Source organism: Pseudomonas sp. C2B4 (assembly GCF_013359695.1).
GTDB lineage: Bacteria > Pseudomonadota > Gammaproteobacteria > Pseudomonadales > Pseudomonadaceae > Aquipseudomonas.
In genome coordinates this window covers 13,239-34,933 of the sequence record NZ_JABFMU010000032.1, presented here as the reverse complement: position 1 = coordinate 34,933, position 21,695 = coordinate 13,239, and the positions used below count along the sequence as shown (strand labels likewise).

Sequence of the window (21,695 nt, the reverse complement as noted above, 5' to 3'; positions counted from 1 at the left end):
TGACGAGGCCTTTATGACCAGCCGCCTGAACCCCGACGACCAAAAGCATGTCGAAGAGTACCTGCAGTTGTCCCAGCACCGAGTCGAGCGCCGGCCCTTCAGGCCGTGGATGCTCCTGGTACTGGTATTGGCAGTGACCATTGGTTTGGGCCTGTTGAGCCGACTTATCAGTTACCTGACGCTATGAGCCGCATTGCGCTCGCGAGGGTAATTGCACCGATTTCTTTTAGCCTTGCGAGATATCCCCATGACTCATCGTATTGTCATCGTTGGCGGCGGCGCCGGCGGTCTGGAGTTGGCTACCCGTCTGGGTAAGACTCTGGGCAAGCGCGGCACGGCCAGTGTGATGCTGGTCGACGCGAACCTGACCCACATCTGGAAACCCCTGTTACACGAAGTGGCGGCCGGTTCCCTGAACTCTTCCGAAGACGAACTCAACTATGTTGCCCAGGCGAAATGGAACCACTTCGAGTTCCAGCTGGGGCGCATGAGCGGGCTCGATCGCGCGCAGAAGAAAATCCAGCTGGCCGCCACCTATGACGAAGCCGGCCTGGAGCTGGTGCCAGCACGGGAAGTGCCTTATGACTCGCTGGTGATCTCCGTCGGCAGCACCACCAACGATTTCGGTACCCAGGGCGCTGCACAGCACTGCCTGTTCCTCGACACCCGCAAACAGGCTGAGCGCTTCCATCAGCAATTGCTCAACCACTACCTGCGCGCCCACGCCGGGCAAAACGATCAGGTCGAACAAATCAGCGTGGCCATCGTCGGCGCCGGTGCCACCGGGGTCGAACTGGCCGCCGAGTTGCACAATGCGGCCCATGAACTGGCGGCCTATGGCCTGGACCGGATCAAACCGGAAAACATGCACATCACCCTGATCGAGGCCGGACCACGAGTACTGCCCGCCCTGCCGGAACGTATCGGCGGACCTGTGCATAAAACCCTGGAGAAACTCGGGGTCAACGTCATGACCAATGCAGCGGTCAGCGAAGTGACGGCCGATGCCTTGATCACCGCCGACGGCAAAGTCATCAACGCCAGCCTGAAAGTCTGGGCGGCAGGCATCCGCGCACCGGGGTTCCTCAAGGACATCGATGGCCTGGAAACCAACCGCATCAACCAGCTGCAAGTGCTGCCGACCCTGCAAACCACCCGCGACGAGAACATCTTCGCTTTCGGTGACTGTGCGGCCTGCCCGCAGCCGGGCTCTGATCGCAACGTACCGCCACGGGCCCAGGCGGCGCATCAACAGGCATCGCTCCTGGCCAAATCGCTGAAGCTGCGCATCGAAGGCAAGGCATTGCCTGCGTATAAGTACACCGACTACGGCTCGCTGATCTCGCTGTCGCGTTTTTCGGCTGTGGGTAACTTGATGGGTAACCTCACCGGCAGTGTGATGCTCGAGGGGTGGCTGGCGCGGATGTTTTACGTGTCGCTGTACCGCATGCACCAGATGGCGCTGTACGGGCCGTTCCGCACGGCGATGCTGATGCTGGGCAGCAAGATCGGGCGTGGCACCGAGCCACGACTCAAGTTGCACTGATGTAAAAAGCCTTGTGGGAGCGAGCCTGCTCGCGAAAGCGGTCCTTCAGGCGACATTGATGTCGACTGGACGGCCGCCTTCGCGAGCAGGCTCGCTCCCACATTTTTTATCTGTCGAATTTAAACCCGAAACCGCCGCACCATCCCCTGCAACGCATTGGCCAGTTGCGACAGTTCATGGCTCGAGGCACTGGTCTGATCGGCGCCGGCAGCCGAACGCACCGACAAATCACGAATGTTCACCAGGTTGCGATCAACCTCGCGGGCCACTTGCGCCTGCTCCTCCGCCGCACTGGCGATCACCAGGTTTCGCTCGTGAATTTCATGCACGGACGCCGTGATGGTTTGCAGGGCCTCGCCTGCGCGCTCGGCCAGGACCAGGGTGCTGGCCGCACGGGAAGCGCTGGCGTTCATGGCATCGAGGGCCAGGCTCGAACCGTTGCGCATGCCTTGCACCATTTGCTCGATCTCCTGGGTCGATTGCTGCGTGCGATACGCCAAGGCCCGCACTTCATCGGCCACCACGGCGAATCCACGACCACTCTCCCCCGCCCGCGCCGCTTCGATGGCCGCGTTGAGGGCCAGCAGGTTGGTTTGCTCGGCAATGGCCCGAATCACATCCAGCACCTTGCCAATATCCTGGGACTGATTGGCCAGGGACCGCACCAATTCCCCAGTGCTTTGCACGTCATGGGCCAGTGAGCTGATGGCACTGGCCGTTTCGCTGACCCGCTCCTGCCCCAGGTGGGCCGATTCACTGGACTGGCGGGTAGCGTCGGAGGTGGAGACTGCGTTGCGTGCGACCTCTTCCACGGCCGTGGTCATTTCATTGACTGCCGTGGCCGCCTGCTCAATCTCGTTGTTCTGTTGTTGCAGCCCCTGAGTGCTATCGAGGGTGACGGCGTTCAGCTCATCCGCTGCGGTCGCCAATTGCGTGGCGGAACCGCTGATTCCCTGCAGGGTTTCCCGCAGGTTCTGCTGCATGGCGGCCAACGCCTTGAGCAAACGGCTGACTTCGTCATTACCGTGGGTTTCGATCGGACGCGTCAGGTCACCCTGAGCCACGTGCTCCGCAGCGGTCACCGCCTCACTCAGCGGACGCACGATGCTACGGGTCAGCAGCATGGCCAGAGCCACAGTTGCCAAGGCCGCGAGGATGATAAACAGGCTGACGATTGTGCGTGACGTTTCGTAGTGATCTTTGGATTTCGCGCTTTCAGCCGTGACTTGCTGGGTGAACAGCTCCGCGAGGTCATTGAGTTGCTTGCCGGAGCCGTCGACCACGGTTTTCATGTCTACCAGCAACAGCTTGGTCAGTTCGTCGCGGCGCCCTTGTTCGGCCAGGGTGAACGATTGGGCAATGCCGGCGCGATACGCCGTAAAGGTATTTTTGAATTGGTCGTACAACGCCTTGCCTTCAGCCGTGGTCACCAACTTGTCGTAAGCGGCAATTTTTTCGCTCAGTTCCTTGTCCCGGGTATCCATCTGGCTGCGGTATTGCGCGATGTTCTTCGGATCCTGGTCCAGCGCCATGCGCAGGGAAATGGTGCGAATGCGCAGCATGATTTCGCGGATCTCGTCACCACCGCGAATGCTCGGCAGCCATTGCTTTTCCACCGCCACCTCGCTTTCGCGAATACTCGACATTTGCCCCAGGGCGAAGATTCCGAGCAGCGCCACGAGCACCGCGATCAAGGCAAATCCCAATGCGGCACGGGGGGCAATATTCAACTGACGAAGAAACATAACGAGCGCCTTTGTTTTTATGGGCTTGAGTGGAGGGCTTTGCCCCGACAGCTCGTTATCGGCAAGTTGTACGATGACTGAAGTGATCTGCTTTTTTTGAAGGCAAAAAAAATCCCCGTATCTTTCGATACGAGGATTTTTAGTATGGTCGGGGTAAGGGGATTCGAACTCCTGACATCCTGCTCCCAAAGCAGGCGCGCTACCGGACTGCGCTATACCCCGGTAAAAAAAAGGCACCTTCGAAAGGCGCCTTCTGCGAACAGAGCTTTTGGCGTCTGATCTTAAGATTCGATTCCAGCGAGCTGGTTTCAAAAATGGTGGGTCGTGTGGGATTCGAACCTACGACCAATTGGTTAAAAGCCAACTGCTCTACCAACTGAGCTAACGACCCAAATATGGTCGGGGTAAGGGGATTCGAACTCCTGACATCCTGCTCCCAAAGCAGGCGCGCTACCGGACTGCGCTATACCCCGGCTTGAAATTGGCTCCGTGACCAGGACTCGAACCTGGGACCCAATGATTAACAGTCATTTGCTCTACCGACTGAGCTATCACGGAACTACATATTTCAATTTACAACGGTGAAGCTTTACTGCGTTCTCTTCGACTCGTTCGCATCGCTGCGTTCGTGTGTCTGAGGCGCGCTATTCTACAATCTTAAGCACCTCTGTCAACCCCCTAAATTGCTTTCAAGTTAATGATTTGCAACTTATTTCAGATTCCTGCTTGGGGAGCAGAAACCCTACCGGGTGACTTACTGCGGGGCGCACTTTACAAGCATTTTCCTTTGAGTTCAACAACCTGACGAAAAAAAGGCCTCGCAATGCGAGGCCTTCATTTTTGAGCTGCCGTTTGGGCTCAGTTGAAAACGATCTCGTCGTTTTCCACAGTTCCCTTGGCGGTATCTCCCGGCATGAATCGGCCCGAGAGAATCAGCTGTGCCAGCGGGTTTTCGATCCAGCGCTGGATCGCTCGCTTGAGCGGTCTTGCGCCATACACCGGGTCATACCCAACCGCGATCAGCTTATCCATGGCCTCAGGGCTCAACTCCAGCTTCAGTTCCCGCTCGGTGAGACGACTGCGCAGGCGACCCAACTGGATTTCGGTAATGCCGGCGATCTGATCCCGCGCCAATGGCTCGAAGATCACCACTTCGTCGACCCGGTTGATGAACTCCGGCCGGAAGTGCGAAGAAATCGCGTCCATGACCGCCGCACGCTGGGCTTCACGATCCCCGACCAGTTCCTGGATCTGCACCGACCCCAGGTTGGACGTCATGACAATCACGGTGTTCTTGAAATCCACCGTACGGCCATGGCTGTCGGTCAGTCGGCCGTCCTCCAGCACTTGCAGCAACACGTTGAACACATCCGGGTGCGCCTTCTCGACTTCGTCCAGCAGGATCACCGAATAAGGCTTGCGACGCACCGCCTCGGTCAGGTAACCGCCCTCTTCGTAGCCGACATAGCCCGGTGGCGCGCCAATCAAGCGAGCCACGGAATGTTTCTCCATGAACTCGGACATGTCGATGCGCACCATCGCCTCTTCGGTATCGAAGAGGAACTCGGCCAGTGCCTTGCACAGCTCGGTTTTACCGACACCGGTCGGGCCGAGGAACATGAACGAACCGCTCGGCCGATTCGGGTCGGCCAATCCGGCACGGGAACGCCGCACCGCGTTGGACACCGCCACGACCGCTTCTTCCTGGCCGATCACACGCTGGTGCAACAGGCTTTCCATCTTCATCAGTTTTTCGCGCTCGCCTTCGAGCATCTTCGAAACCGGAATACCGGTCCACTTCGAAACCACTTCGGCGATCTCTTCTTCAGTCACCTTGCTGCGCAGCAACTGGTTTTCGCTTTTACCGTGCTGGTCGACCATTTGCAGGCTGCGCTCCAGATCCGGGATAACCCCATACTGCAGCTCGGCCATGCGGTTCAGATCGCCTTTTCGACGGGCCGCTTCCAGTTCCTGACGGGACTGTTCGATTTTCTGCTGGATCTGCGCCGAACCCTGAACCTCGGCTTTTTCCGAGTTCCAGATCTCTTCGAGATCCGAATACTCACGCTCATGACGAGCAATTTCTTCCTGCAATTTTTCCAGACGCTTCTTCGCCGCGTCGTCGCTTTCTTTCTTCAGTGCCTGGGATTCCACCTTCAGCTGAATCAGGCGACGCTCCAGACGGTCCAGCACTTCCGGCTTGGAGTCGATTTCCATGCGGATGCGGCTGGCGGCTTCATCGATCAGGTCGATGGCCTTGTCCGGCAACTGACGATCCGTGATGTAGCGATGGCTGAGCTTGGCTGCCGCGATGATCGCACCGTCGGTGATCGCCACCCTGTGGTGAACCTCGTAGCGCTCCTTCAGGCCACGCAGGATGGCGATAGTGTCTTCTTCGCTAGGCTCATCCACCAATACTTTCTGGAAGCGCCGTTCGAGGGCCGCATCCTTCTCTATGTATTGGCGGTACTCGTTGAGCGTGGTCGCACCGACGCAATGCAATTCACCACGCGCCAGGGCTGGCTTGAGCATGTTGCCCGCATCCATCGAGCCTTCGCCTTTGCCGGCGCCGACCATGGTGTGCAGCTCGTCGATGAACAGAATGATCTGCCCTTCCTGCTTCGACAGCTCATTGAGCAGCGCTTTCAGCCGTTCTTCGAACTCGCCGCGATACTTGGCACCGGCGATCAGTGCCCCCATGTCCAGGGACAACAGGCGCTTGCCTTTCAGGCCATCGGGCACTTCACCGTTGATGATGCGCTGGGCCAGCCCTTCGGCGATGGCGGTTTTACCGACACCGGGCTCACCGATCAGCACCGGGTTGTTCTTGGTGCGGCGTTGCAGCACCTGAATGGTCCGGCGAATCTCATCGTCACGACCGATCACCGGATCGAGCTTGCCGTCTTCGGCGCGCTTGGTCAGGTCAACGGTGTACTTATCCAGGGCCTGGCGAGCCTCTTCGTGGTTAGGGTCGTTGACGGCCTCACCACCACGCAGGTTGTTGATCGCGTTTTCCAGGGCTTTCTTACTGACGCCCTGACCGAGCAACAGCTTGCCGAGCTTGCTGTTCTCGTCCATGGCGGCGAGCAATACCAGCTCGCTGGAAATGAATTGGTCGCCCTTCTGCTGGGCCAGGCGATCGGCCTGATTGAGCAGGCGCGCCAGATCCTGTGACATGTTGACGTCACCGGTCGGGTTCTGGATTTTCGGCAGCTGGTCGAGCTCTTTGGTCAGCTCTTTACGCAGGCTGTTGACGTCGAAGCCCACCTGCATCAACAGAGGCTTGATTGAGCCGCCTTGCTGTTCGAGCAGGGCCTGCATCAAGTGTGCTGGCTCTATGGCGGGATGATCGAGACCGACGGCCAGGGATTGGGCATCGGACAACGCTAACTGCAATTTGCTGGTTAAACGGTCTATACGCATGGGTCACCTTCCTTTTGAGCAGGCCGGACCTATAAAACATCCTGAATGAAGAAACCTGCCAGATACCACAATAGATGCGGTCGATTCTGGGAGTTTCAAGCGTCGTGACGTTGATGCAGGTCAGAGAAGTCTAGCGTGTGCCCTATCTCACGAAGGCGTTCCTCATTTGACGAGTGGCTGTTGTCGTCAGGCAAGGCGCCGCGACGAGTCATAGCCCGCTATGGCGAGGAGCGGCAACGCAGCATGACGGCAACAGACACCGTCAAAAAGGAACAGGCTTCGTGAGATAGGGCACTAAAGCCAGATCAAGGAAGCAAATCGTCCGGTGCGGGGACTACGACGATAAGAAAAGAAGCGCGGGTCGGTCACGGTGCAGAAACCGCCACCATAAACAGCGGTGACACCACGAGCTGCCAGACGCAAGCGCGCCAACCTATAGATGTCGGCCATGAACTTGCCTTCGTTTTGACTCGGCACGAAGGCTTCGGCAGCCTCAGGCAATTGCTCAACGAAGGTTTCGCGCACTTCGGGGCCGACTTCAAAGGCTTGCGGGCCAATGGCCGGGCCAAGCCAGACCAGCACCTCGGCAGGTGGCACGGCCAGACTGTCGAGGGTCGCTTCCAGCACGCCCGCCGCCAATCCACGCCAACCTGCGTGTGCCGCCGCCACGCGAGTGCCGGCGCGGTCGCAAAACAGCGCAGGCAGGCAATCGGCGGTCATTGCCGTGCAGGCGATTCCGGGGGTCGACGTCCAGCTGGCGTCGGCAGTGACCACCTGATCCGGGTCGGCATGGGCCACGACAATGCCGTGGACCTGCTGCAGCCACGCGGGTCGCATGGAAAAGTGATCGGTGAGGCGACGGCGGTTTTCGGCGACAGCTTCGGGGTTGTCGTCGACATGATCGCCCAGGTTGAGGCTGTCGAACGGCGCCAGGCTGACGCCGCCCGCTCGGGTGGTGACGCAGGCTTTAACCCCGGCCGGCGCGGGCCAGTCAGGAATCAGCCAGTCACTCATCCGACGAAGGCCTCGCGGTCTTGCTTGAGCAGGGTCAGCAACCAGACGAAGTCTTCCGGCAACGGCGACTCCCAGCTCATGCGTTTACCGGTGGTCGGGTGATCCAGCTCCAGGAACCGCGCATGCAGCGCCTGGCGCGGGAAGTTTTTCAACGACTCGACCATGGTCGGGTTGGCTGCCGGAGGGATGCGGAAACGACCGCCGTAGGCAGGGTCTCCGACCAACGGGAAGTTGATGTGCGCCATGTGCACGCGAATCTGGTGCGTACGACCGGTTTCCAGCTTCACCCGCACATGGGTGTGGGAGCGGAAGCGTTCGAGCACGCGGTAATGGCTGACGGCCTGCTTGCCACCCTCCATCACGGCCATGCGCTGGCGTTGCTGGCCGTGACGGCCGATCGGCGCGTTGATCTTGCCGCCAGCTGTCACCACGCCGATCACGATGCACTCATAGATGCGGCTGACGCTGCGGCTCTGCAATTGCGCAACCAGCTGCGTCTGCGCCTGAATGGTCTTGGCCACCACCATCAGACCGGTGGTGTCCTTGTCCAGACGATGCACGATACCGGCGCGGGGCACATTGACGATGTCCGGCACGTGGTGCAGCAAAGCGTTGAGCAAGGTGCCATCAGCATGGCCGGCGGCCGGATGCACCACCAGGCCCGCAGGCTTGTTGATCACCAGGATGTCGTCGTCTTCGTAGACGATGTCCAGGGCAATGTCTTGAGCGACCCATTCGCCCTGAGCTTCCTGCTCGGCAGTGAGTTCAAGAATGGCGCCACCGTGAACGATGTCTCGCGGGCGGATAACCGCCCCATCCACAGTCAGGCGGCCGTCTTTGATCCAGGCGGAAAGGCGCGAGCGCGAGTGCTCAGCGAATAATTGTGCGGCGACTTGATCGAGGCGTTGGCCGCCCAATTCGGACGGCACCTCTGCGCGGAGTTCAATTTTATCGGACATGCTCAGACTAGGCGTCGGCACAGCCTTTGGTTTCGGCTGCGCGCTTGTGGTTAAATACGGCGTCTTTTGCCCCGAGGCTATTCAACGGGGCGCTCATCATAACAGGACGGCCACGCCCAAGACAGCGGCCGTCATAGGGACGCAAGCCGCCATGCAAGTGAAACACCTGCTGCTGATCGCCATCCTCGCATTGACCGCTGCTTGCTCATCGAAGGAAGTCGTAGACGAAAACCTGAGTGAAGTCGAGTTGTACCAACAAGCTCAGGCCGATCTGGACAACAACAGCTACAACGCCGCCACCGCCAAGCTGAAGGCTCTGGAATCGCGTTATCCGTTCGGTCGCTATGCCGATCAGGCGCAGCTGGAACTCATCTACGCCAACTACAAGAATGCCGAGCCCGAGGCTGCAAAAGCCGCTGCCGAGCGTTTCATTCGTCTGCACCCTCAGCATCCGAACGTCGATTACGCCTACTACCTCAAGGGCCTGACTTCTTTCGACCAGGACGTCGGCCTGCTGTCGCGCTTCCTGCCGCTGGACATGACCAAGCGTGACCCGGGTGCCGCTCGCGACTCCTACAATGAATTCGCCCAGCTGACCAGCCGCTTCCCCAACAGCCGGTACGCGCCGGACGCCAAGCAGCGCATGATCTACCTGCGCAACCTGCTGGCGGCCTACGAAATTCATGTTGCCAACTACTACCTGACCCGTCAGGCCTATGTCGCCGCCGCGAACCGTGGCCGTTACGTGGTGGAAAACTTCCAGGAAACCCCTGCGGTCGGCGACGGCCTGGCGGTGATGACCGAGGCCTATCAGCGCCTGCACCTGGACGACCTGGCTGCCACCAGCCTCGAGACCCTGAAGCTCAACTACCCGAACCACCCAAGCCTGGTGGACGGTCAGTTCGTACCGTCGGTCGCCGAAGCCGACAACCGTTCGTGGCTGAGCAAGGCCACCCTGGGCCTGATCGAATCCCGTCCACCTCTGCCACCGGGAGAGACCCGCGCCAACCAGGACGTGCAGAAGCAGTTCCAGGACGCCAAGGACGCCATTCCGAGCGAGCTCAAGCCTAAAGATGCCGATGGCGATGTGATCGAAGAAGAGAATCATGAAGCGGAAGGTAACAACGAAGACCGTTCGTGGTTCAGCTACATGACCTTCGGCGTGTTCGACTGACACGACCGGCGGTGCAGAAAGGGAGACTCTCGAGTCTCCCTTTTTTATTACGCTTTTTTTGTAGCGCGCATTTGCGCTGTGCGCCTGTCATGTCCTTGGCTAAACTGCCGGTTCATCAGCCAAAAAGCCGCTCATCATGCTTCGTTTACTATTCTGGATTGCCGTGATTGCCGCCGCCGTATGGTTCTGGCGCAAGTACAAGGGCCAGGCCGCCGTACCCAAGTCCTCTGCCGAGCTGGAAGCGGCACCGATGGTCCGCTGCGCCCATTGCGGCGTGCATCTGCCTCGTGACAGGGCGGTGAGTTTTCAACAACAGTGGTATTGCAGCCAGGCTCATCTGGAGCAAGGCCCCGGTTCCAGTGATCGCTGAGACGTCCAGTCACGGCGGCAAACAGGCTCAGCGACTGCTGCGTCTTTATCATCTCTACCGCTTGAGTGTCGGCATCACCCTGGTGCTGCTGATCTCCAGCAACATGGACAACCAGTTGTTGACGTCAGCCAATGACGACCTGCTGCGCAGTGGCAGCTGGTTGTACCTCGTGCTGAATATCCTGCTGGTGGTTTTCTTCGAAAACACCCGTCATCCGCTGCAGCTGCTCGGTCTCGTGCTGCTCGACGTCTTGCTGCTGTGCGCCCTGTTCTACGCCGGCGGTGGTGTGGCCAGCGCCATTGGCAACTTGCTGATCGTGTCGGTGGCCATCAGTAATACGCTGCTGCGAAGGCGCATCGGCCTGCTGATTGCCGCCCTCGGTGCGCTTGGCATCGTCGGTTCGAGTTTCCTGCTGAGCTTCAGCCATCCCCCCAACCCCAATGACTACCTGCAAGTCGGAACCCTCGGCGTTCTGTGCTTCGCCGCGGCATGGCTGGTGCAAGGCTTGATGCGACGCCTGGAAGTGAGTGAAACCCTTGCGGAGCAGAAGGCCAGTGAAGTCGTCGGCCTGGAAGCACTCAATGCGCTGATCCTGCAACGCATGCGCACCGGTATCCTGGTACTCGATGAACAGCGACGCGTGCAGTTGGCCAATCACAGCGCCCTGTCACTGCTCGGTTGCCGTACCCTCGAAGGTGACCTGATCGACGACCACTTCCCCGACCTGGTCGAACGCCTGCACCTGTGGCTCAGCAATCCGACGCTGCGCCCGCAAAGCCTGAAAATCGCCAACAGCGGCGTGGAGTTGCAGCCGAGCTTCATTGCGCTGGACGCCAGTGCGCAGCACCAGACCCTGGTTTTCCTTGAAGATCTCGCTCAGGTCGCCCAACAGGCTCAACAGCTGAAACTTGCTGCGCTTGGGCGCCTGACCGCCGGTATCTCCCATGAAATCCGCAACCCCTTGGGTGCCATCAGTCATGCCGCGCAGTTATTACGAGAATCTGAGGAACTGAGCAGCGCGGACCGACGTCTGACGCAGATTATTCAAGACCACTCTCAGCGAATGAATCGGGTTATCGAAAACGTCCTGCAACTATCCCGCCGCCAGCAAACTGCTCCACAACGGCTGGACCTGAAACCGTGGCTGCAACAGTTCGTCACCGAAATTCGCGAGGGCGCGACCGAGCGCCAGCAGATTCATCTGCACATCGCCCACGGCGATTTCAAGACCCTGATGGACCCGGACCAGTTGAACCAGATTCTCGACAATCTGATCCGCAATGGCTGGCGTCACAGCGCCCAAATCCACGATCAGGCGCAGGTCTGGCTTGAGTTGTTTATCGATCCCGACAGCCAGTTGCCCATTCTCGAAATCCTCGATGACGGCCCCGGCGTGGCCCCGGACCATCAAGCACAACTGTTCGAGCCTTTCTTCACAACCAGCCACCAAGGCACCGGCCTGGGGCTTTACCTGTCCCGTGAGCTGTGCGAAAGCAACCAGGCCCGCCTAGACTTCAAACCACGCCAAGGCGGCGGCTGCTTTCGTATCACCTTTGCTCACGGACGGAAACAAAGTTGAACATGAGCCCACGGCAAAAAGTCCTGATCGTGGACGACGAACCGGACATCCGCGAACTCCTGGAAATCACCCTGGGTCGGATGAAGCTCGATACCTGGAGCGCTCGCAATACAAGCGAGGCTCTGGCCCTGTTGAAGCGCGAGACGTTCGATCTGTGCCTGACCGACATGCGCTTGCCGGACGGCACAGGTCTGGAACTGGTACAGCACATCCAGCAACGCTACCCGCAAGTGCCGGTCGCCATGATTACGGCCTACGGCAGTGTCGATACAGCGATCAACGCCCTCAAGGCCGGCGCCTTCGATTTCCTGACCAAACCGGTGGACCTCATCCGCCTGCGGGAACTGGTCACCAGCGCCTTGCTGCTGCCCGCCCCCGGCATTGCCATCGATCGCCGCTTGCTGGGCGATTCACTGCCGATGCGCAACTTGCGTAAACAGATCGATAAACTGGCGCGCAGCCAGGCGCCGGTTTATATCAGCGGCGAATCCGGCAGCGGCAAGGAGTTGGTCGCACGCCTGATCCATGATCGCGGGCCACGTGCCAGCCAACCCTTTGTTCCGGTCAATTGCGGAGCCATTCCATCAGAACTGATGGAAAGCGAGTTCTTCGGCCATCGCAAGGGCAGCTTCAGCGGCGCCATCGAAGACAAACCCGGCCTGTTCCAGGCCGCCCATGGCGGCACCCTGTTTCTCGACGAAGTGGCTGACCTGCCGCTGCCGATGCAGGTCAAACTGCTGCGGGCCATTCAGGAAAAAGCCGTACGCCGTGTCGGTGGTCAACAGGAAAGGGTGGTCGATGTGCGCATCCTGTGCGCCACCCATAAAGACCTCGCCGCCGAGGTCGGCGCCGAACGTTTTCGCCAGGATTTGTACTACCGCTTGAACGTGATCGAACTGCGGGTACCTCCTTTGCGCGAACGCCGCGACGATATCGAACCGCTGGCCCGCCATGTGCTCAAGCGCCTGGCCGTCGATACTGGCCAACCCGCAGCAACCCTCCACCCGCAAGCCCTCGATGCGCTGAAAAGCTATCGCTTTCCAGGCAATGTGCGGGAACTGGAGAACATGCTCGAACGGGCGCACACCTTATGCGAAAACAAACAGATCGAAGCCGGCGACTTGCGACTGGTCGAAGGTAATGGTGTCGCAGAAGGGGGCGTGCCAGACCTCACGCAGATCGACAACCTGGAGGCATATCTGGAAAACGTCGAACGCCAGCTCTTACTCCAGGCACTGGAAGAAACCCGCTGGAACCGCACGGCGGCGGCTCAGCGGTTGAATCTTTCGTTCAGGTCGATGCGGTACAGGCTGAAAAAATTAGGGTTGGATTGAGGGCCCCTTCGCGAGCAGGCTCGCTCCCACAGGGGATATGGCGAATACCCCTGGCCCATTTGTGGGAGCGAGCCTGCTCGCGAAGGCAATCTGACAGACACCAGGTCTTTCGAGGCTAGATCCGCCCAGCCGGCGCATACGGCGCCGGATCAATGATCGGCGCCCTGCCCAGCATCACATCGGCAAACAACTGACACGATGCCGGCGCCAGCACCAACCCGTTGCGGAAATGCCCACAGTTGAGCCACAACCCATCAAATCCCGGCACCCGGCCAATGTACGGAATGCCCTCCGGCGAACCCGGCCGCAAACCGGCCCAATGCCCTACGACTTCGGCCTCGGCCAATGCCGGAATCAACTCCACCGCTGAAGCCTTCAGGCTCTCCAGCGCCGACTCAGTGGGCGTCTTGTCATAACCTTCATGCTCCAGCGTACTGCCAATCAGGATATGTCCGTCGCGGCGCGGGATCGCATAACGTCCCTTGGCCAACACCATGCTCGGCAGAAAATCCGCTGCACACTTGTAGAGAATCATCTGCCCTTTCACGGGTTCGACCGGCAGATCAAGGCCCAGACTCTTGAGCAAATCGCCGCTCCAGGCGCCAGCGGTGAGGACCACTTGATCGCCACGGATCACGCCAGTGGAGGTCTGCACACCGACAACCTTGTCGGCTTCGCGAACAAATCCGCTGACTTCGCACTGCTCATGAATCGTCACGTTCGGCAACGCCTGCAACGCAGCCTTGAGGGACTTCACCAACCGCGGATTGCGCACGTTAGCGACATCGGCCATGTAGATCGCCCGGGAAAACCCGCTCCCCAGCACCGGCACCGCATCGTGAGCCGCCGAGATATCCACAGCCCGCAACGGACGATTCTCCCGTGCAGCCCAGGCCAGTGCTTCGGCTTCATCGTCCAAATCCAGCCAATACAGACCGGTGGTGTGCACTTCGGGATCGACTCCGGTGGCGGCAAACAAGCGCTCGCCCAGTTGCGGATAAAAATCCTGAGACCAATGGGCCAACGCGGTGACGGCCGGGTTGTAACGCCACGGATAGAGCGGCGATACGATGCCCCCACCCGCCCAGGACGACTCCTGACCGACACTGGAACGGTCCAGCAGCACAACGCTCTGCACTTCGGACGCGAGATTGAACGCCGTCAGCAGGCCGATTACCCCACCGCCGACAATCACCACTTGCTGTTGCCTGGTCATGTTCTGATCCAACCGATAAATAGACAGAAGGCGCAAAGACGCCCGAAAAAAGGAAACTCAGCGCCCCCAGCAATCCTTGGTGGTCAGGCCAGCCGTGGCGTTGACCATGCCACGGACGCCGGTATTGGTAATCGTGAAATCACCGCACTTGTCAGTGCCCATGCTCGTGCCAGCCTTGCGCACTGCTGTCAGCACAAAGGTCTGGTCGGTCAGGGTCGGCGTGAGGGTGTAGTAGTCGTTGCCGGCACTGAGGCCGGTGGCACCCGTGTAGATGTTTTTCTGTGAATAAAAACGCTCGAGGACCTGCGCCTGCTCTGAAAGCAGACCGGCCACTTCAGTACGACGCCCTTTGTTCAGATATTCCGTAAAGCTCGGCATGGCGATGGTCAGGACAATCCCGATGATCGCAATCACGATCATGATTTCGATCAGGGTAAAACCGCGGTTGGATCTGTGCATGCCTCAACTCTCGCTTACTGTATTTGTCGCCACATGATGCGACGGCTGCCGCCGCCGGATTTTTCCACCAGCGTGGTGATGCCGCCACTGGAATCGTTCACGATTTTGCGGGCCGCGTTATTGACGATGGCGTTAATGGTCGGAATGCCGCCGGTAAAGACCACGCCGCTGGACACCGTGTCGGTACTGTCGATCAACCCGTCGCCCGTGGTATCGAGCACTGCGTAGTTGAGCATCTTACCGCTGAACGCATCGAGTTCGACCAGTTTGCCGGTACCGAAGCTGGCACAGGGGTCCGTGGTATCCACGCTGGCGGTGGTAAACACGATTCGCCCGAGCACCAGAATGGCCTGATTGATCACCCGTTCCCCGGTCAGCGCGCTGTTGTACACCAACGGCAAGTACCAGCCTTTTTTCGCCGGATAGGTCACCTCATTCTGGCTGGTGGTGATGAATTGCCCGGAGCTTCCCGAGAACACGCCCGTCACTGCCTGGGCCTGCAAACTGGACGTGGTGATCTGCCCGGAACCGCCATCCGCGTCCCATACCGCGTAGAACGCCTGCAAATCCTTGTTGGTTTTATCCGCCGTCTCGTTGAATTTCCCTGTACCGAAAAAAACCACTTTGCCGCCCAGTGAATTGTCTGCCAGCAAGGGCTGCGCCGTAATCGGCTGGGTCGCTCCGCCCGCAGCGGTAAACAACGGCTTGCCAGCAAACGCCACGCCCCAACTGTCGGTGCTGGCACTGCTCAGGTCGAACTTCCACAGCCGCCCTTTCAAGTCACCGCCATAAGCCGCCTGTACCACATTCTGCGAGTTGACTTTGAGTTTGACCGAGGACAATCCGTTGGTGGTTTCAGTGCTATCGACGACGATTTTCCTGATCAGCGAACCATCGCGGATATCCACCACATACAACGCAGCCACGCCGGAATTGCTGCCGTAGCCATTGGAAATGAACGCTGCCCATCTCCCATCCGCCAAGCGTGCCACTTCCGGGCGGGCATAGGCATAACCCAGATCATTGAAAGCGTTTGCCGTGCTGGCGGTGGTCGGTGCGCTGATTTCCCATAACGCCTTGGGCACGTTGCCGGTCGAAGCATCGAACAGTTGCAGCGCATAGAAGGTCCTCCCACCAGCGCCTGTTCCGCCGAGTGCGAGGGTTTTCCAGGCGCTGTTGAGCTGGGCATCGAACACCCCTACCTGCCCATCCACCAAAAACTTATGACTAACGCCGTTGATGTACGCGATATCCGCGATATAGCGCAGCGATGGCAGCACACTGGACGGCATGTAGGCGTAACGCCGCGTGCCATTCCCGGTATTGATGATGTCGACGAAACCGTCATTGGAATTGACCACCAGACTGGCGTTCATGTTGGCCGCTTTGGTGGCCAGGTAGATGCTGTAACTGGTGTCGCCCGACAGGTCGGAGGCCGTCTTGTCCGTCGGTGACGCCAGTGCCAGCGGTGAGTTGATGATGTCACCCAATAACGCACTGCGCACCTTCAGGCCGGGTTTGTTGGTGCCCTTGCTCCACTCCACCAGATCGCTGCCGGTGATACCCGCGGGCAGGCCCTGGTTGAGGCTGGCCTGCTGGGCCGTGGAAAAGTTGGCGTAAGCCAGCGTTACTGCCGTATTGGTCTGACTGTTCCAGGATTGATAGTTCGGCGTCGTGGCACCCGGCACGATGGCGGTGTCGGTGGTCCACAGCACGTTGCCGGTGTTGACCGAGCCGTTGGTGGTGAAGCCAAAGGCCTTGATCGTGCCGCGCCAATCCTTGGGGTCATAACTGGTCTGGAAGTAGCTGGTGCCGCTGGCGAGGATCGTCCCGCTGGTGACACCACTGCCGCCGGAACCAGCCTTGGACGTGATGTCGCTCAGGGCGGAGGACAACGCGGAGTTAAGCCCGGCGCTATCGGTGGCCTGGTAATACTTGCCCAGGCCGTAACTGGCGGCGTCCGACAACATCTGATTCGCGGCGGCAAAACCGACGGTGTAGGTGTTCATGTTCTGTTTGGGGAAATCCGTGGCATTCCAGTTTTTGCCTGCCAGATCCGTCCCGGAGGAACGCATGTCGATGTCGAACGCGAACTTGGCGATGTCATCCAGATACAGCGTGTCACCTTCCCCGTCACCGTTGAGGTTGTCGCCATCGTTTGCACTGTTGCCGTCCCAATTCGGCAGACGGGTGCCACCGAGTGGGTCATTGGAGGGGAAAGTCCGGTCGTAGGTGGGCAAGCCATCGGTAATCACCACGCCGTAGTTTTTCTGGCAGCGGTACTGGATCGGACTGGTGTAGGTGGAAGGCGTCGAGTTGTAGTAAGGCGCCATGCCGCGCAGGTAGCGCGTTACTTCGTAGTAGCTTTCCGCCAACGGCGTGTTCGCCACGGCACTCAAGCCGTTGATCGAGGCAATCAGCGCGTTGTAGTTGGCATCCACCGACAGATCACTGACCGCCCGGGCAATGAAGCCACCGTTGCCCGGATTGTTGTTGGTCGGCGGATTGAAGGTGGCCAGGCCGATACGCAACGTGCGATTGCTGGTGACCAGGTTGGTCGAAACGTCCTGCGCCACGCTGATGCGGTAATCGTTGGGGATCGCATTGGCCCCGGTGGTGAAGTCCCGATTGGAGCCATTGGCCAGGCCCAGCAGATAGGCAAGGTAATTTGCGGTGTAACGGGTGTTTTCATTGCCCACGGGGTCTGGCAGCTTCAGGCAAACGGGCGTCAGCCCCAGGAAACCGCGATAGAACCCGTACCAGTTTCCACTGGCCGGGCAACCGCCACGGTTCAGGCTCGACAGGGAAATGTTGGTATCACTCATGTCCAGATTCTGGCCACTGATACACAAGGTGTTGGAGCTGCAAATCGCGATCTGCGCGCGGTTGACCGTGGGATCGAAACCCGGCGCCCAGATGATGTTATTCATGCTCCCCGAATCGTCGATCATCAGCATCACGTTCGGCGCCACCGCCGCAGCGCTCAACAAGGGCGAGTCCGACGGTGTAAAGGCATAGGCCGGGGCCGAAAGATACAGCCCGGACAGAACGCCGCACACTAGCCGCGAAAGCCCTGCCAGCCGCTCAGTACTTCGCATAAATGCTCTCCACCACGCTGCGCGAGCTGCCCGCGATGCCTACGGCGGTCACTCGGTACAACGTTGCCGAGGTGTTGCTCGGTACGTTGACGGCTGCCTGGGCGGTGCCAATGTTTTGCACGCCATAAAAGCCATTGCCGGAAGCGATCCAGGCCACCCCCGAGGTGGAATTGAACCCGGCGGCCTTGACCGTCGCTGACTCGGCCGGTGGCGCACATTGCGTCGCGCCGCTGCACACCGGCAAGGAATAACTATCGAGTTGCACCGCGCTTTCACCTACGCGTAAAACGGCTTCCGCGGCCTGGAACGACTGATTGCGCAAGCTCACGCTACCGGCCATTTTTTCCTGCAGGGTGGCGTTCTGCATCGAAGAAAGACCGATCAGCGTCAGCAGCAACAGAAACACCAGGCTGACCAACAGCGCCATACCGTGCTGGGAACGAGGGGTTATAGAAAAAACACTCATCGCCCCTCCCCTCACGGCAAGCGGTTGCGCAATGCAGCAACCACATTGAAGGTTTGATTGCTCACCCGGTTGTTCGGGTCGGTGAGTGTGAGGCTCAGCCGCACGCTGCGGATGCGCGCCGGGTCCGACGGGTTGCTGCTGTAACTGGAAGCGGCCGTATCGGAGGCGGAGATGGCGAGCCCGAAACTGACGTTGAAGGCACTCACGTTATCCACCAGCACTTGCTGGGTCGGCGTGCCTCCACCCACGCCCATGGTCAACTGACCGTTCTTCAGGCTGTAGATCAAACGCCGGATTGGAAATGCCATTTGCCCTGAGGCCGGTGCGTGCGCATCGGAATAAGCCGTCGCACTGCTTCGACAATCGGAAACCACGGTCCAGGTCGGCGTCCCGCCATTGTTGCCGACATCCGCTGTCACCAGAGTCAGCTTGAGACTGGCGTTATCCCAACTGATTGGCGTGATCTGACTGGCATTGAAATCGCCCAGCTTGCTGGCATCGGTGATCGTCCCCAGGCAACCGAACATCCCGACCATGCGGATTTCCTGGATCATTTTGCTCAGTACAAAACGCGCATCTTCCTGCATGGCTGCAGCAGAGTTCTGGCTGACGTAGGTGTTTTTCGCGGCAATGAACACCTGCACCACGCCCAGCACCACGATCAGGCTCAAGGCCAGGGCGATCAGTAATTCGATCAGGCCGAAGCCTTTTTCGCTGCGGCTCATGGGGTCGCCACCGGATCAACGGTGGCGCGACTGGTGAGCACAAAGCTGCGACGGGAGTTGGCGCTATTGGCGGCCCGGGAATCGTCCCAGGTGATGGTGATGGTGTACACGCGCTGATTGAGGCTGATGCTGCCGGTGGCCGTGGCGCCGCCGAAACTGACGATGTTGCTGGTGAAATCGTAAAGGTCCTGGTCCCGGGCGATGCTCAGGTTTCCCGAGGTTGGCGGCGTGACGGTGTAATCGGCGGCGGCGTTGGCGCGGATGCGGTCCATCATGTCGTAGGCGATAAAACTGGCCTGACTGGTCATGCGGGAACTGTCGGTGTACTTGAGCGCATTGAGTTGAATCGCCGCCGCCCCCAACAACCCCACGCTCAGAATCAACAATGCCACAAGGACTTCGATCAGCGTCATGCCTTCCTGTGCAGGCTTGCTCCATTGCCTCATCCGCAACTTCCACCCAATAGAATTCGTCCGTTCAAACACACATTCAGCGTCCTGCTCTGCGTTCCCAGCACATAACTGATCACCACCGCCGTGGACGGTGACGACAAACCGCCCAGATTGTCGAAATCGATGGCGGTCACTCCTGAGGTTAGCGTCAGCGTCGCCCCACTGCTCATCGCTGGAACAACACGCAATACATTGGCCGGCGTGCCAGTGCCGTCATACACCGACAGCTCCCCGGTCCAGACGCTGCCACCCGCTGTGGGGCGCACGCGCGTAGTCACACCCCGGTTGATCGCTTCCAGACGGGCGAAGTTCAGGCCACGCTGCAGATCGCCGATCTCGGTGTCGGCCCTGGATATTTGCGTGGATCGGGTGAACGCCGGTACAGCCAGGGTGATAAGGACCAGAAAGATCGCGATGGCGATCAGCAACTCGATCAGCGTGAAACCTTTTGAACGATGATCCATCGGTGCCCTCCGTTGCCGTCGGCTATACCTGCTTTAACACGCTAGAACATTCGACCGCCGCGCCGCGGTAGTTTTGCCATTGCTCGTGCACGGATCGCACGGGCTATCTGCTTCCAGGGAGGGGCATGTCATGCGCCAGCACGGTTTCAGCCTGATCGAACTGCTTATGGGACTGACGATTGCCGGGATTGTTCTGCATTTGGTCAGTCCGGCGTTTGCAGCAGTTACGGAATCGAACTATCGCGAGGAAGCGGCGAGGTCACTGGCCAGCGGGATGCGTAGCGCGAGAAGCGAAGCCATTGCCCGAAACCAGACCGTTGTCATTCACGGCATAAACGGCGACTGGGGTCAGGGCTGGCGGATGATTCTGGATTTAAGCGGCAAGGGGTATGAGGACGACAGCAATCCACTACTTATTGAACGCCAGAGCAGTGCCCGGGTGCCTGTAGTGGGGAATAGACCAGTCAGAAATTTTGTAAGGTTCAGCGGTCTAGGTGAGCCATTGCTGCCCAGTGGCGCTTTTCAAGCGGGGACATTGCACATTTGCTCGGCCCGGGAGTCCTTGAGCCAATACCAAGTGGTACTGGCCCGGACCGGCATTGTCAGCCTGCGCAGCAAAAGGACTGAACAGGCGTTATGCGTGGGGGGAGAAGACTCAGAGGAGGGAACGAACGCGTAGTTCTTTAGGCATGGAGAACGTGATGTTCTCTTCCCGACCGGCCAATTCGTCGGCGCCTGTAGCGCCCCAGGCCTGCAATTGCTGGATCACGCCACGCACCAGGACTTCCGGTGCGGAGGCACCAGCAGTGATGCCGATGCGCTCGACACCGTCGAACCAGCTCTTTTGCAGGTCTTCGGCACCGTCGATCAGATAGGCCGGGGTGGCCATACGCTCGGCCAGTTCACGCAGGCGATTGGAGTTGGAGCTGTTCGGACTGCCAACCACCAACACCACATCGCACTCGTCGGCCAGTTGCTTGACCGCATCCTGACGGTTCTGGGTGGCGTAGCAGATGTCATCCTTGCGCGGGCCGCCGATGGCCGGGAAGCGAGTACGCAGGGCATCGATGACGCGACTGGTATCGTCCATGGACAGGGTGGTCTGGGTCACGAACGCCAGTTTTTCGGGATTGCGTACTTGCAGTTCGGCGACGTCTTTCTCGTCCTCGACCAGATAGATCGCCCCGCCGCTGCTGGCATCGTACTGGCCCATGGTGCCTTCGACTTCCGGGTGACCGGCGTGACCGATAAGGATGCACTCACGACCGTCGCGGCTGTAGCGCGCGACTTCGATGTGCACCTTGGTCACCAGCGGACAGGTGGCGTCGAACACTTTCAAGCCACGGCCAGCGGCTTCGTTACGTACGGCCTGGGAAACACCGTGGGCACTGAAGATCACGATCACGTCGTCTGGCACTTGATCAAGCTCCTCGACAAAGATCGCGCCACGGTTGCGCAGGTCTTCGACGACGAATTTGTTGTGGACCACTTCATGGCGCACATAGATTGGCGGCCCGAAGACTTCCAGGGCGCGGTTGACGATTTCTATCGCACGGTCCACACCGGCGCAGAAGCCACGGGGGTTGGCGAGTTTGATTTGCATGCTGTGCCTCGTGTCTTGCGCGCAAGAAAAAGCGAAAACAATGAAAAACCTGCTGTGGGAGCGAGCCG

At 59.4% G+C, this 21,695-nt stretch carries 19 protein-coding genes, 4 tRNA genes and 1 pseudogene; 7 read left to right on the top strand and 17 right to left on the bottom strand.

Annotated features, from left to right (window positions below; translation table 11 throughout):
• Positions 1–13 precede the first annotated feature (13 nt).
• Both HNQ83_RS19515 and HNQ83_RS19510 read left to right on the top strand, forming a co-directional pair.
• Entirely contained in the window at positions 14–187 is a 174-nt protein-coding gene (locus HNQ83_RS19515; protein ID WP_007996394.1) for a DUF3094 family protein, read from the top strand.
• Between the two features lie 60 nt (positions 188–247).
• Positions 248–1,546 carry an NAD(P)/FAD-dependent oxidoreductase gene (locus tag HNQ83_RS19510; protein ID WP_175390436.1) on the top strand — a complete coding sequence of 433 codons (1,299 nt, stop codon included), beginning with the start codon at positions 248–250 and terminating at the stop codon, positions 1,544–1,546.
• A gap of 119 nt (positions 1,547–1,665) precedes the next feature.
• Here the strand turns inward: HNQ83_RS19510 and HNQ83_RS31700 are convergent, their stop codons facing one another.
• The 9 genes and pseudogenes from HNQ83_RS31700 to rluD all read right to left on the bottom strand — a co-directional run bounded on the left by HNQ83_RS31700 (position 1,666) and on the right by rluD (position 8,687).
• Positions 1,666–2,529 carry a methyl-accepting chemotaxis protein gene (locus tag HNQ83_RS31700; RefSeq protein WP_372241920.1) on the bottom strand — a complete coding sequence of 288 codons (864 nt, stop codon included), beginning with the start codon at positions 2,527–2,529 and terminating at the stop codon, positions 1,666–1,668.
• A pseudogene (locus HNQ83_RS31695) lies at positions 2,521–3,291 on the bottom strand (MCP four helix bundle domain-containing protein); the annotation flags it as partial. The pseudogene HNQ83_RS31695 and the gene HNQ83_RS31700, both read right to left, overlap by 9 nt.
• Before the next feature lie 145 nt (positions 3,292–3,436).
• Positions 3,437–3,513, bottom strand: a tRNA-Pro gene (locus HNQ83_RS19500).
• A gap of 93 nt (positions 3,514–3,606) precedes the next feature.
• Positions 3,607–3,682, bottom strand: a tRNA-Lys gene (locus HNQ83_RS19495).
• A gap of 5 nt (positions 3,683–3,687) precedes the next feature.
• A tRNA-Pro gene (locus HNQ83_RS19490) sits at positions 3,688–3,764 on the bottom strand.
• 9 nt (positions 3,765–3,773) lie between these two features.
• A tRNA-Asn gene (locus tag HNQ83_RS19485) sits at positions 3,774–3,849 on the bottom strand.
• Positions 3,850–4,149: 300 nt separating this feature from the next.
• The gene (gene clpB / locus HNQ83_RS19480; protein ID WP_175390434.1) at positions 4,150–6,714 is read right to left on the bottom strand and encodes an ATP-dependent chaperone ClpB; all 2,565 of its coding nucleotides are present in this window, start codon (positions 6,712–6,714) and stop codon (positions 4,150–4,152) included.
• 294 nt (positions 6,715–7,008) lie between these two features.
• Entirely contained in the window at positions 7,009–7,728 is a 720-nt protein-coding gene (pgeF, locus tag HNQ83_RS19475) for a peptidoglycan editing factor PgeF (protein WP_175390433.1), read from the bottom strand.
• Complete coding sequence (gene rluD, locus HNQ83_RS19470) at positions 7,725–8,687, bottom strand: 23S rRNA pseudouridine(1911/1915/1917) synthase RluD (RefSeq protein WP_175390432.1); 963 nt, start codon at positions 8,685–8,687, stop codon at positions 7,725–7,727. The genes pgeF and rluD overlap by 4 nt, the downstream gene beginning before the upstream one ends.
• Positions 8,688–8,838: 151 nt before the next feature.
• On the opposite strand from rluD, the gene HNQ83_RS19465 reads away from it, so the two are divergent.
• The 4 genes from HNQ83_RS19465 to HNQ83_RS19450 all read left to right on the top strand — a co-directional run bounded on the left by HNQ83_RS19465 (position 8,839) and on the right by HNQ83_RS19450 (position 13,144).
• Positions 8,839–9,861 carry an outer membrane protein assembly factor BamD gene (locus HNQ83_RS19465; RefSeq protein ID WP_175390431.1) on the top strand — a complete coding sequence of 341 codons (1,023 nt, stop codon included), beginning with the start codon at positions 8,839–8,841 and terminating at the stop codon, positions 9,859–9,861.
• A 136-nt stretch (positions 9,862–9,997) separates the two neighbouring features.
• Complete coding sequence (locus tag HNQ83_RS19460) at positions 9,998–10,231, top strand: PP0621 family protein (protein ID WP_175390430.1); 234 nt, start codon at positions 9,998–10,000, stop codon at positions 10,229–10,231.
• Positions 10,221–11,810, top strand: a complete 1,590-nt coding sequence (locus HNQ83_RS19455; RefSeq protein ID WP_175390429.1) for an ATP-binding protein — start codon at positions 10,221–10,223, stop codon at positions 11,808–11,810. The genes HNQ83_RS19460 and HNQ83_RS19455 overlap by 11 nt, the downstream gene beginning before the upstream one ends.
• Before the next feature lie 2 nt (positions 11,811–11,812).
• Positions 11,813–13,144: a sigma-54 dependent transcriptional regulator gene (locus HNQ83_RS19450; RefSeq protein WP_175390428.1), complete on the top strand. Its 1,332-nt coding sequence runs from the start codon at positions 11,813–11,815 to the stop codon at positions 13,142–13,144.
• Between the two features lie 115 nt (positions 13,145–13,259).
• Here HNQ83_RS19450 and thiO read toward each other — a convergent pair whose 3' ends face one another.
• From thiO to HNQ83_RS19415, 7 genes are read right to left on the bottom strand one after another with little or no spacing between them, the layout of a single operon-like run.
• Positions 13,260–14,360: a glycine oxidase ThiO gene (gene thiO, locus HNQ83_RS19445; RefSeq protein WP_175390427.1), complete on the bottom strand. Its 1,101-nt coding sequence runs from the start codon at positions 14,358–14,360 to the stop codon at positions 13,260–13,262.
• Between the two features lie 57 nt (positions 14,361–14,417).
• Entirely contained in the window at positions 14,418–14,819 is a 402-nt protein-coding gene (locus tag HNQ83_RS19440; RefSeq protein WP_175390426.1) for a type IV pilin protein, read from the bottom strand.
• A gap of 14 nt (positions 14,820–14,833) precedes the next feature.
• Complete coding sequence (locus HNQ83_RS19435) at positions 14,834–17,917, bottom strand: pilus assembly protein (protein ID WP_175390425.1); 3,084 nt, start codon at positions 17,915–17,917, stop codon at positions 14,834–14,836.
• Positions 17,904–18,383: a PilX N-terminal domain-containing pilus assembly protein gene (locus HNQ83_RS19430; protein ID WP_175390424.1), complete on the bottom strand. Its 480-nt coding sequence runs from the start codon at positions 18,381–18,383 to the stop codon at positions 17,904–17,906. Before HNQ83_RS19430 ends, HNQ83_RS19435 begins: the two co-directional genes overlap by 14 nt.
• 11 nt (positions 18,384–18,394) lie before the next feature.
• The gene (locus tag HNQ83_RS19425; protein WP_175390423.1) at positions 18,395–19,108 is read right to left on the bottom strand and encodes a PilW family protein; all 714 of its coding nucleotides are present in this window, start codon (positions 19,106–19,108) and stop codon (positions 18,395–18,397) included.
• Positions 19,105–19,554: a type IV pilus modification protein PilV gene (gene pilV / locus HNQ83_RS19420; protein ID WP_175390422.1), complete on the bottom strand. Its 450-nt coding sequence runs from the start codon at positions 19,552–19,554 to the stop codon at positions 19,105–19,107. Before pilV ends, HNQ83_RS19425 begins: the two co-directional genes overlap by 4 nt.
• Positions 19,551–20,024, bottom strand: coding sequence for a GspH/FimT family pseudopilin (locus tag HNQ83_RS19415; protein ID WP_175390421.1), 474 nt, complete (start codon positions 20,022–20,024; stop codon positions 19,551–19,553). The genes pilV and HNQ83_RS19415 overlap by 4 nt, the downstream gene beginning before the upstream one ends.
• A 130-nt stretch (positions 20,025–20,154) precedes the next feature.
• Between HNQ83_RS19415 and HNQ83_RS19410 the strand changes: the two genes are divergently transcribed.
• A complete protein-coding gene (locus HNQ83_RS19410; protein ID WP_175390420.1) occupies positions 20,155–20,703 on the top strand; it encodes a GspH/FimT family pseudopilin in 549 nt (182 codons plus the stop codon).
• Here HNQ83_RS19410 and ispH read toward each other — a convergent pair.
• Positions 20,680–21,627, bottom strand: a complete 948-nt coding sequence (ispH, locus tag HNQ83_RS19405; protein ID WP_175390419.1) for a 4-hydroxy-3-methylbut-2-enyl diphosphate reductase — start codon at positions 21,625–21,627, stop codon at positions 20,680–20,682. The two genes, HNQ83_RS19410 and ispH, sit on opposite strands and share 24 nt — an antisense overlap.
• Positions 21,628–21,695 lie beyond the last annotated feature (68 nt).

Coding starts and splice junctions, on each gene's coding strand:
- HNQ83_RS19515 (WP_007996394.1), top strand. CDS start 14: ATGACCAGCCGCCTGAACCCCGACGACCAAAAGCATGTCGAAGAGTAC.
- HNQ83_RS19510 (WP_175390436.1), top strand. CDS start 248: ATGACTCATCGTATTGTCATCGTTGGCGGCGGCGCCGGCGGTCTGGAG.
- HNQ83_RS31700 (WP_372241920.1), bottom strand. CDS start 2,529: ATGCAGCAGAACCTGCGGGAAACCCTGCAGGGAATCAGCGGTTCCGCC.
- clpB (WP_175390434.1), bottom strand. CDS start 6,714: ATGCGTATAGACCGTTTAACCAGCAAATTGCAGTTAGCGTTGTCCGAT.
- pgeF (WP_175390433.1), bottom strand. CDS start 7,728: ATGAGTGACTGGCTGATTCCTGACTGGCCCGCGCCGGCCGGGGTTAAA.
- rluD (WP_175390432.1), bottom strand. CDS start 8,687: ATGTCCGATAAAATTGAACTCCGCGCAGAGGTGCCGTCCGAATTGGGC.
- HNQ83_RS19465 (WP_175390431.1), top strand. CDS start 8,839: ATGCAAGTGAAACACCTGCTGCTGATCGCCATCCTCGCATTGACCGCT.
- HNQ83_RS19460 (WP_175390430.1), top strand. CDS start 9,998: ATGCTTCGTTTACTATTCTGGATTGCCGTGATTGCCGCCGCCGTATGG.
- HNQ83_RS19450 (WP_175390428.1), top strand. CDS start 11,813: ATGAGCCCACGGCAAAAAGTCCTGATCGTGGACGACGAACCGGACATC.
- thiO (WP_175390427.1), bottom strand. CDS start 14,360: ATGACCAGGCAACAGCAAGTGGTGATTGTCGGCGGTGGGGTAATCGGC.
- HNQ83_RS19440 (WP_175390426.1), bottom strand. CDS start 14,819: ATGCACAGATCCAACCGCGGTTTTACCCTGATCGAAATCATGATCGTG.
- HNQ83_RS19435 (WP_175390425.1), bottom strand. CDS start 17,917: ATGCGAAGTACTGAGCGGCTGGCAGGGCTTTCGCGGCTAGTGTGCGGC.
- HNQ83_RS19430 (WP_175390424.1), bottom strand. CDS start 18,383: ATGAGTGTTTTTTCTATAACCCCTCGTTCCCAGCACGGTATGGCGCTG.
- HNQ83_RS19425 (WP_175390423.1), bottom strand. CDS start 19,108: ATGAGCCGCAGCGAAAAAGGCTTCGGCCTGATCGAATTACTGATCGCC.
- pilV (WP_175390422.1), bottom strand. CDS start 19,554: ATGAGGCAATGGAGCAAGCCTGCACAGGAAGGCATGACGCTGATCGAA.
- HNQ83_RS19415 (WP_175390421.1), bottom strand. CDS start 20,024: ATGGATCATCGTTCAAAAGGTTTCACGCTGATCGAGTTGCTGATCGCC.
- HNQ83_RS19410 (WP_175390420.1), top strand. CDS start 20,155: ATGCGCCAGCACGGTTTCAGCCTGATCGAACTGCTTATGGGACTGACG.
- ispH (WP_175390419.1), bottom strand. CDS start 21,627: ATGCAAATCAAACTCGCCAACCCCCGTGGCTTCTGCGCCGGTGTGGAC.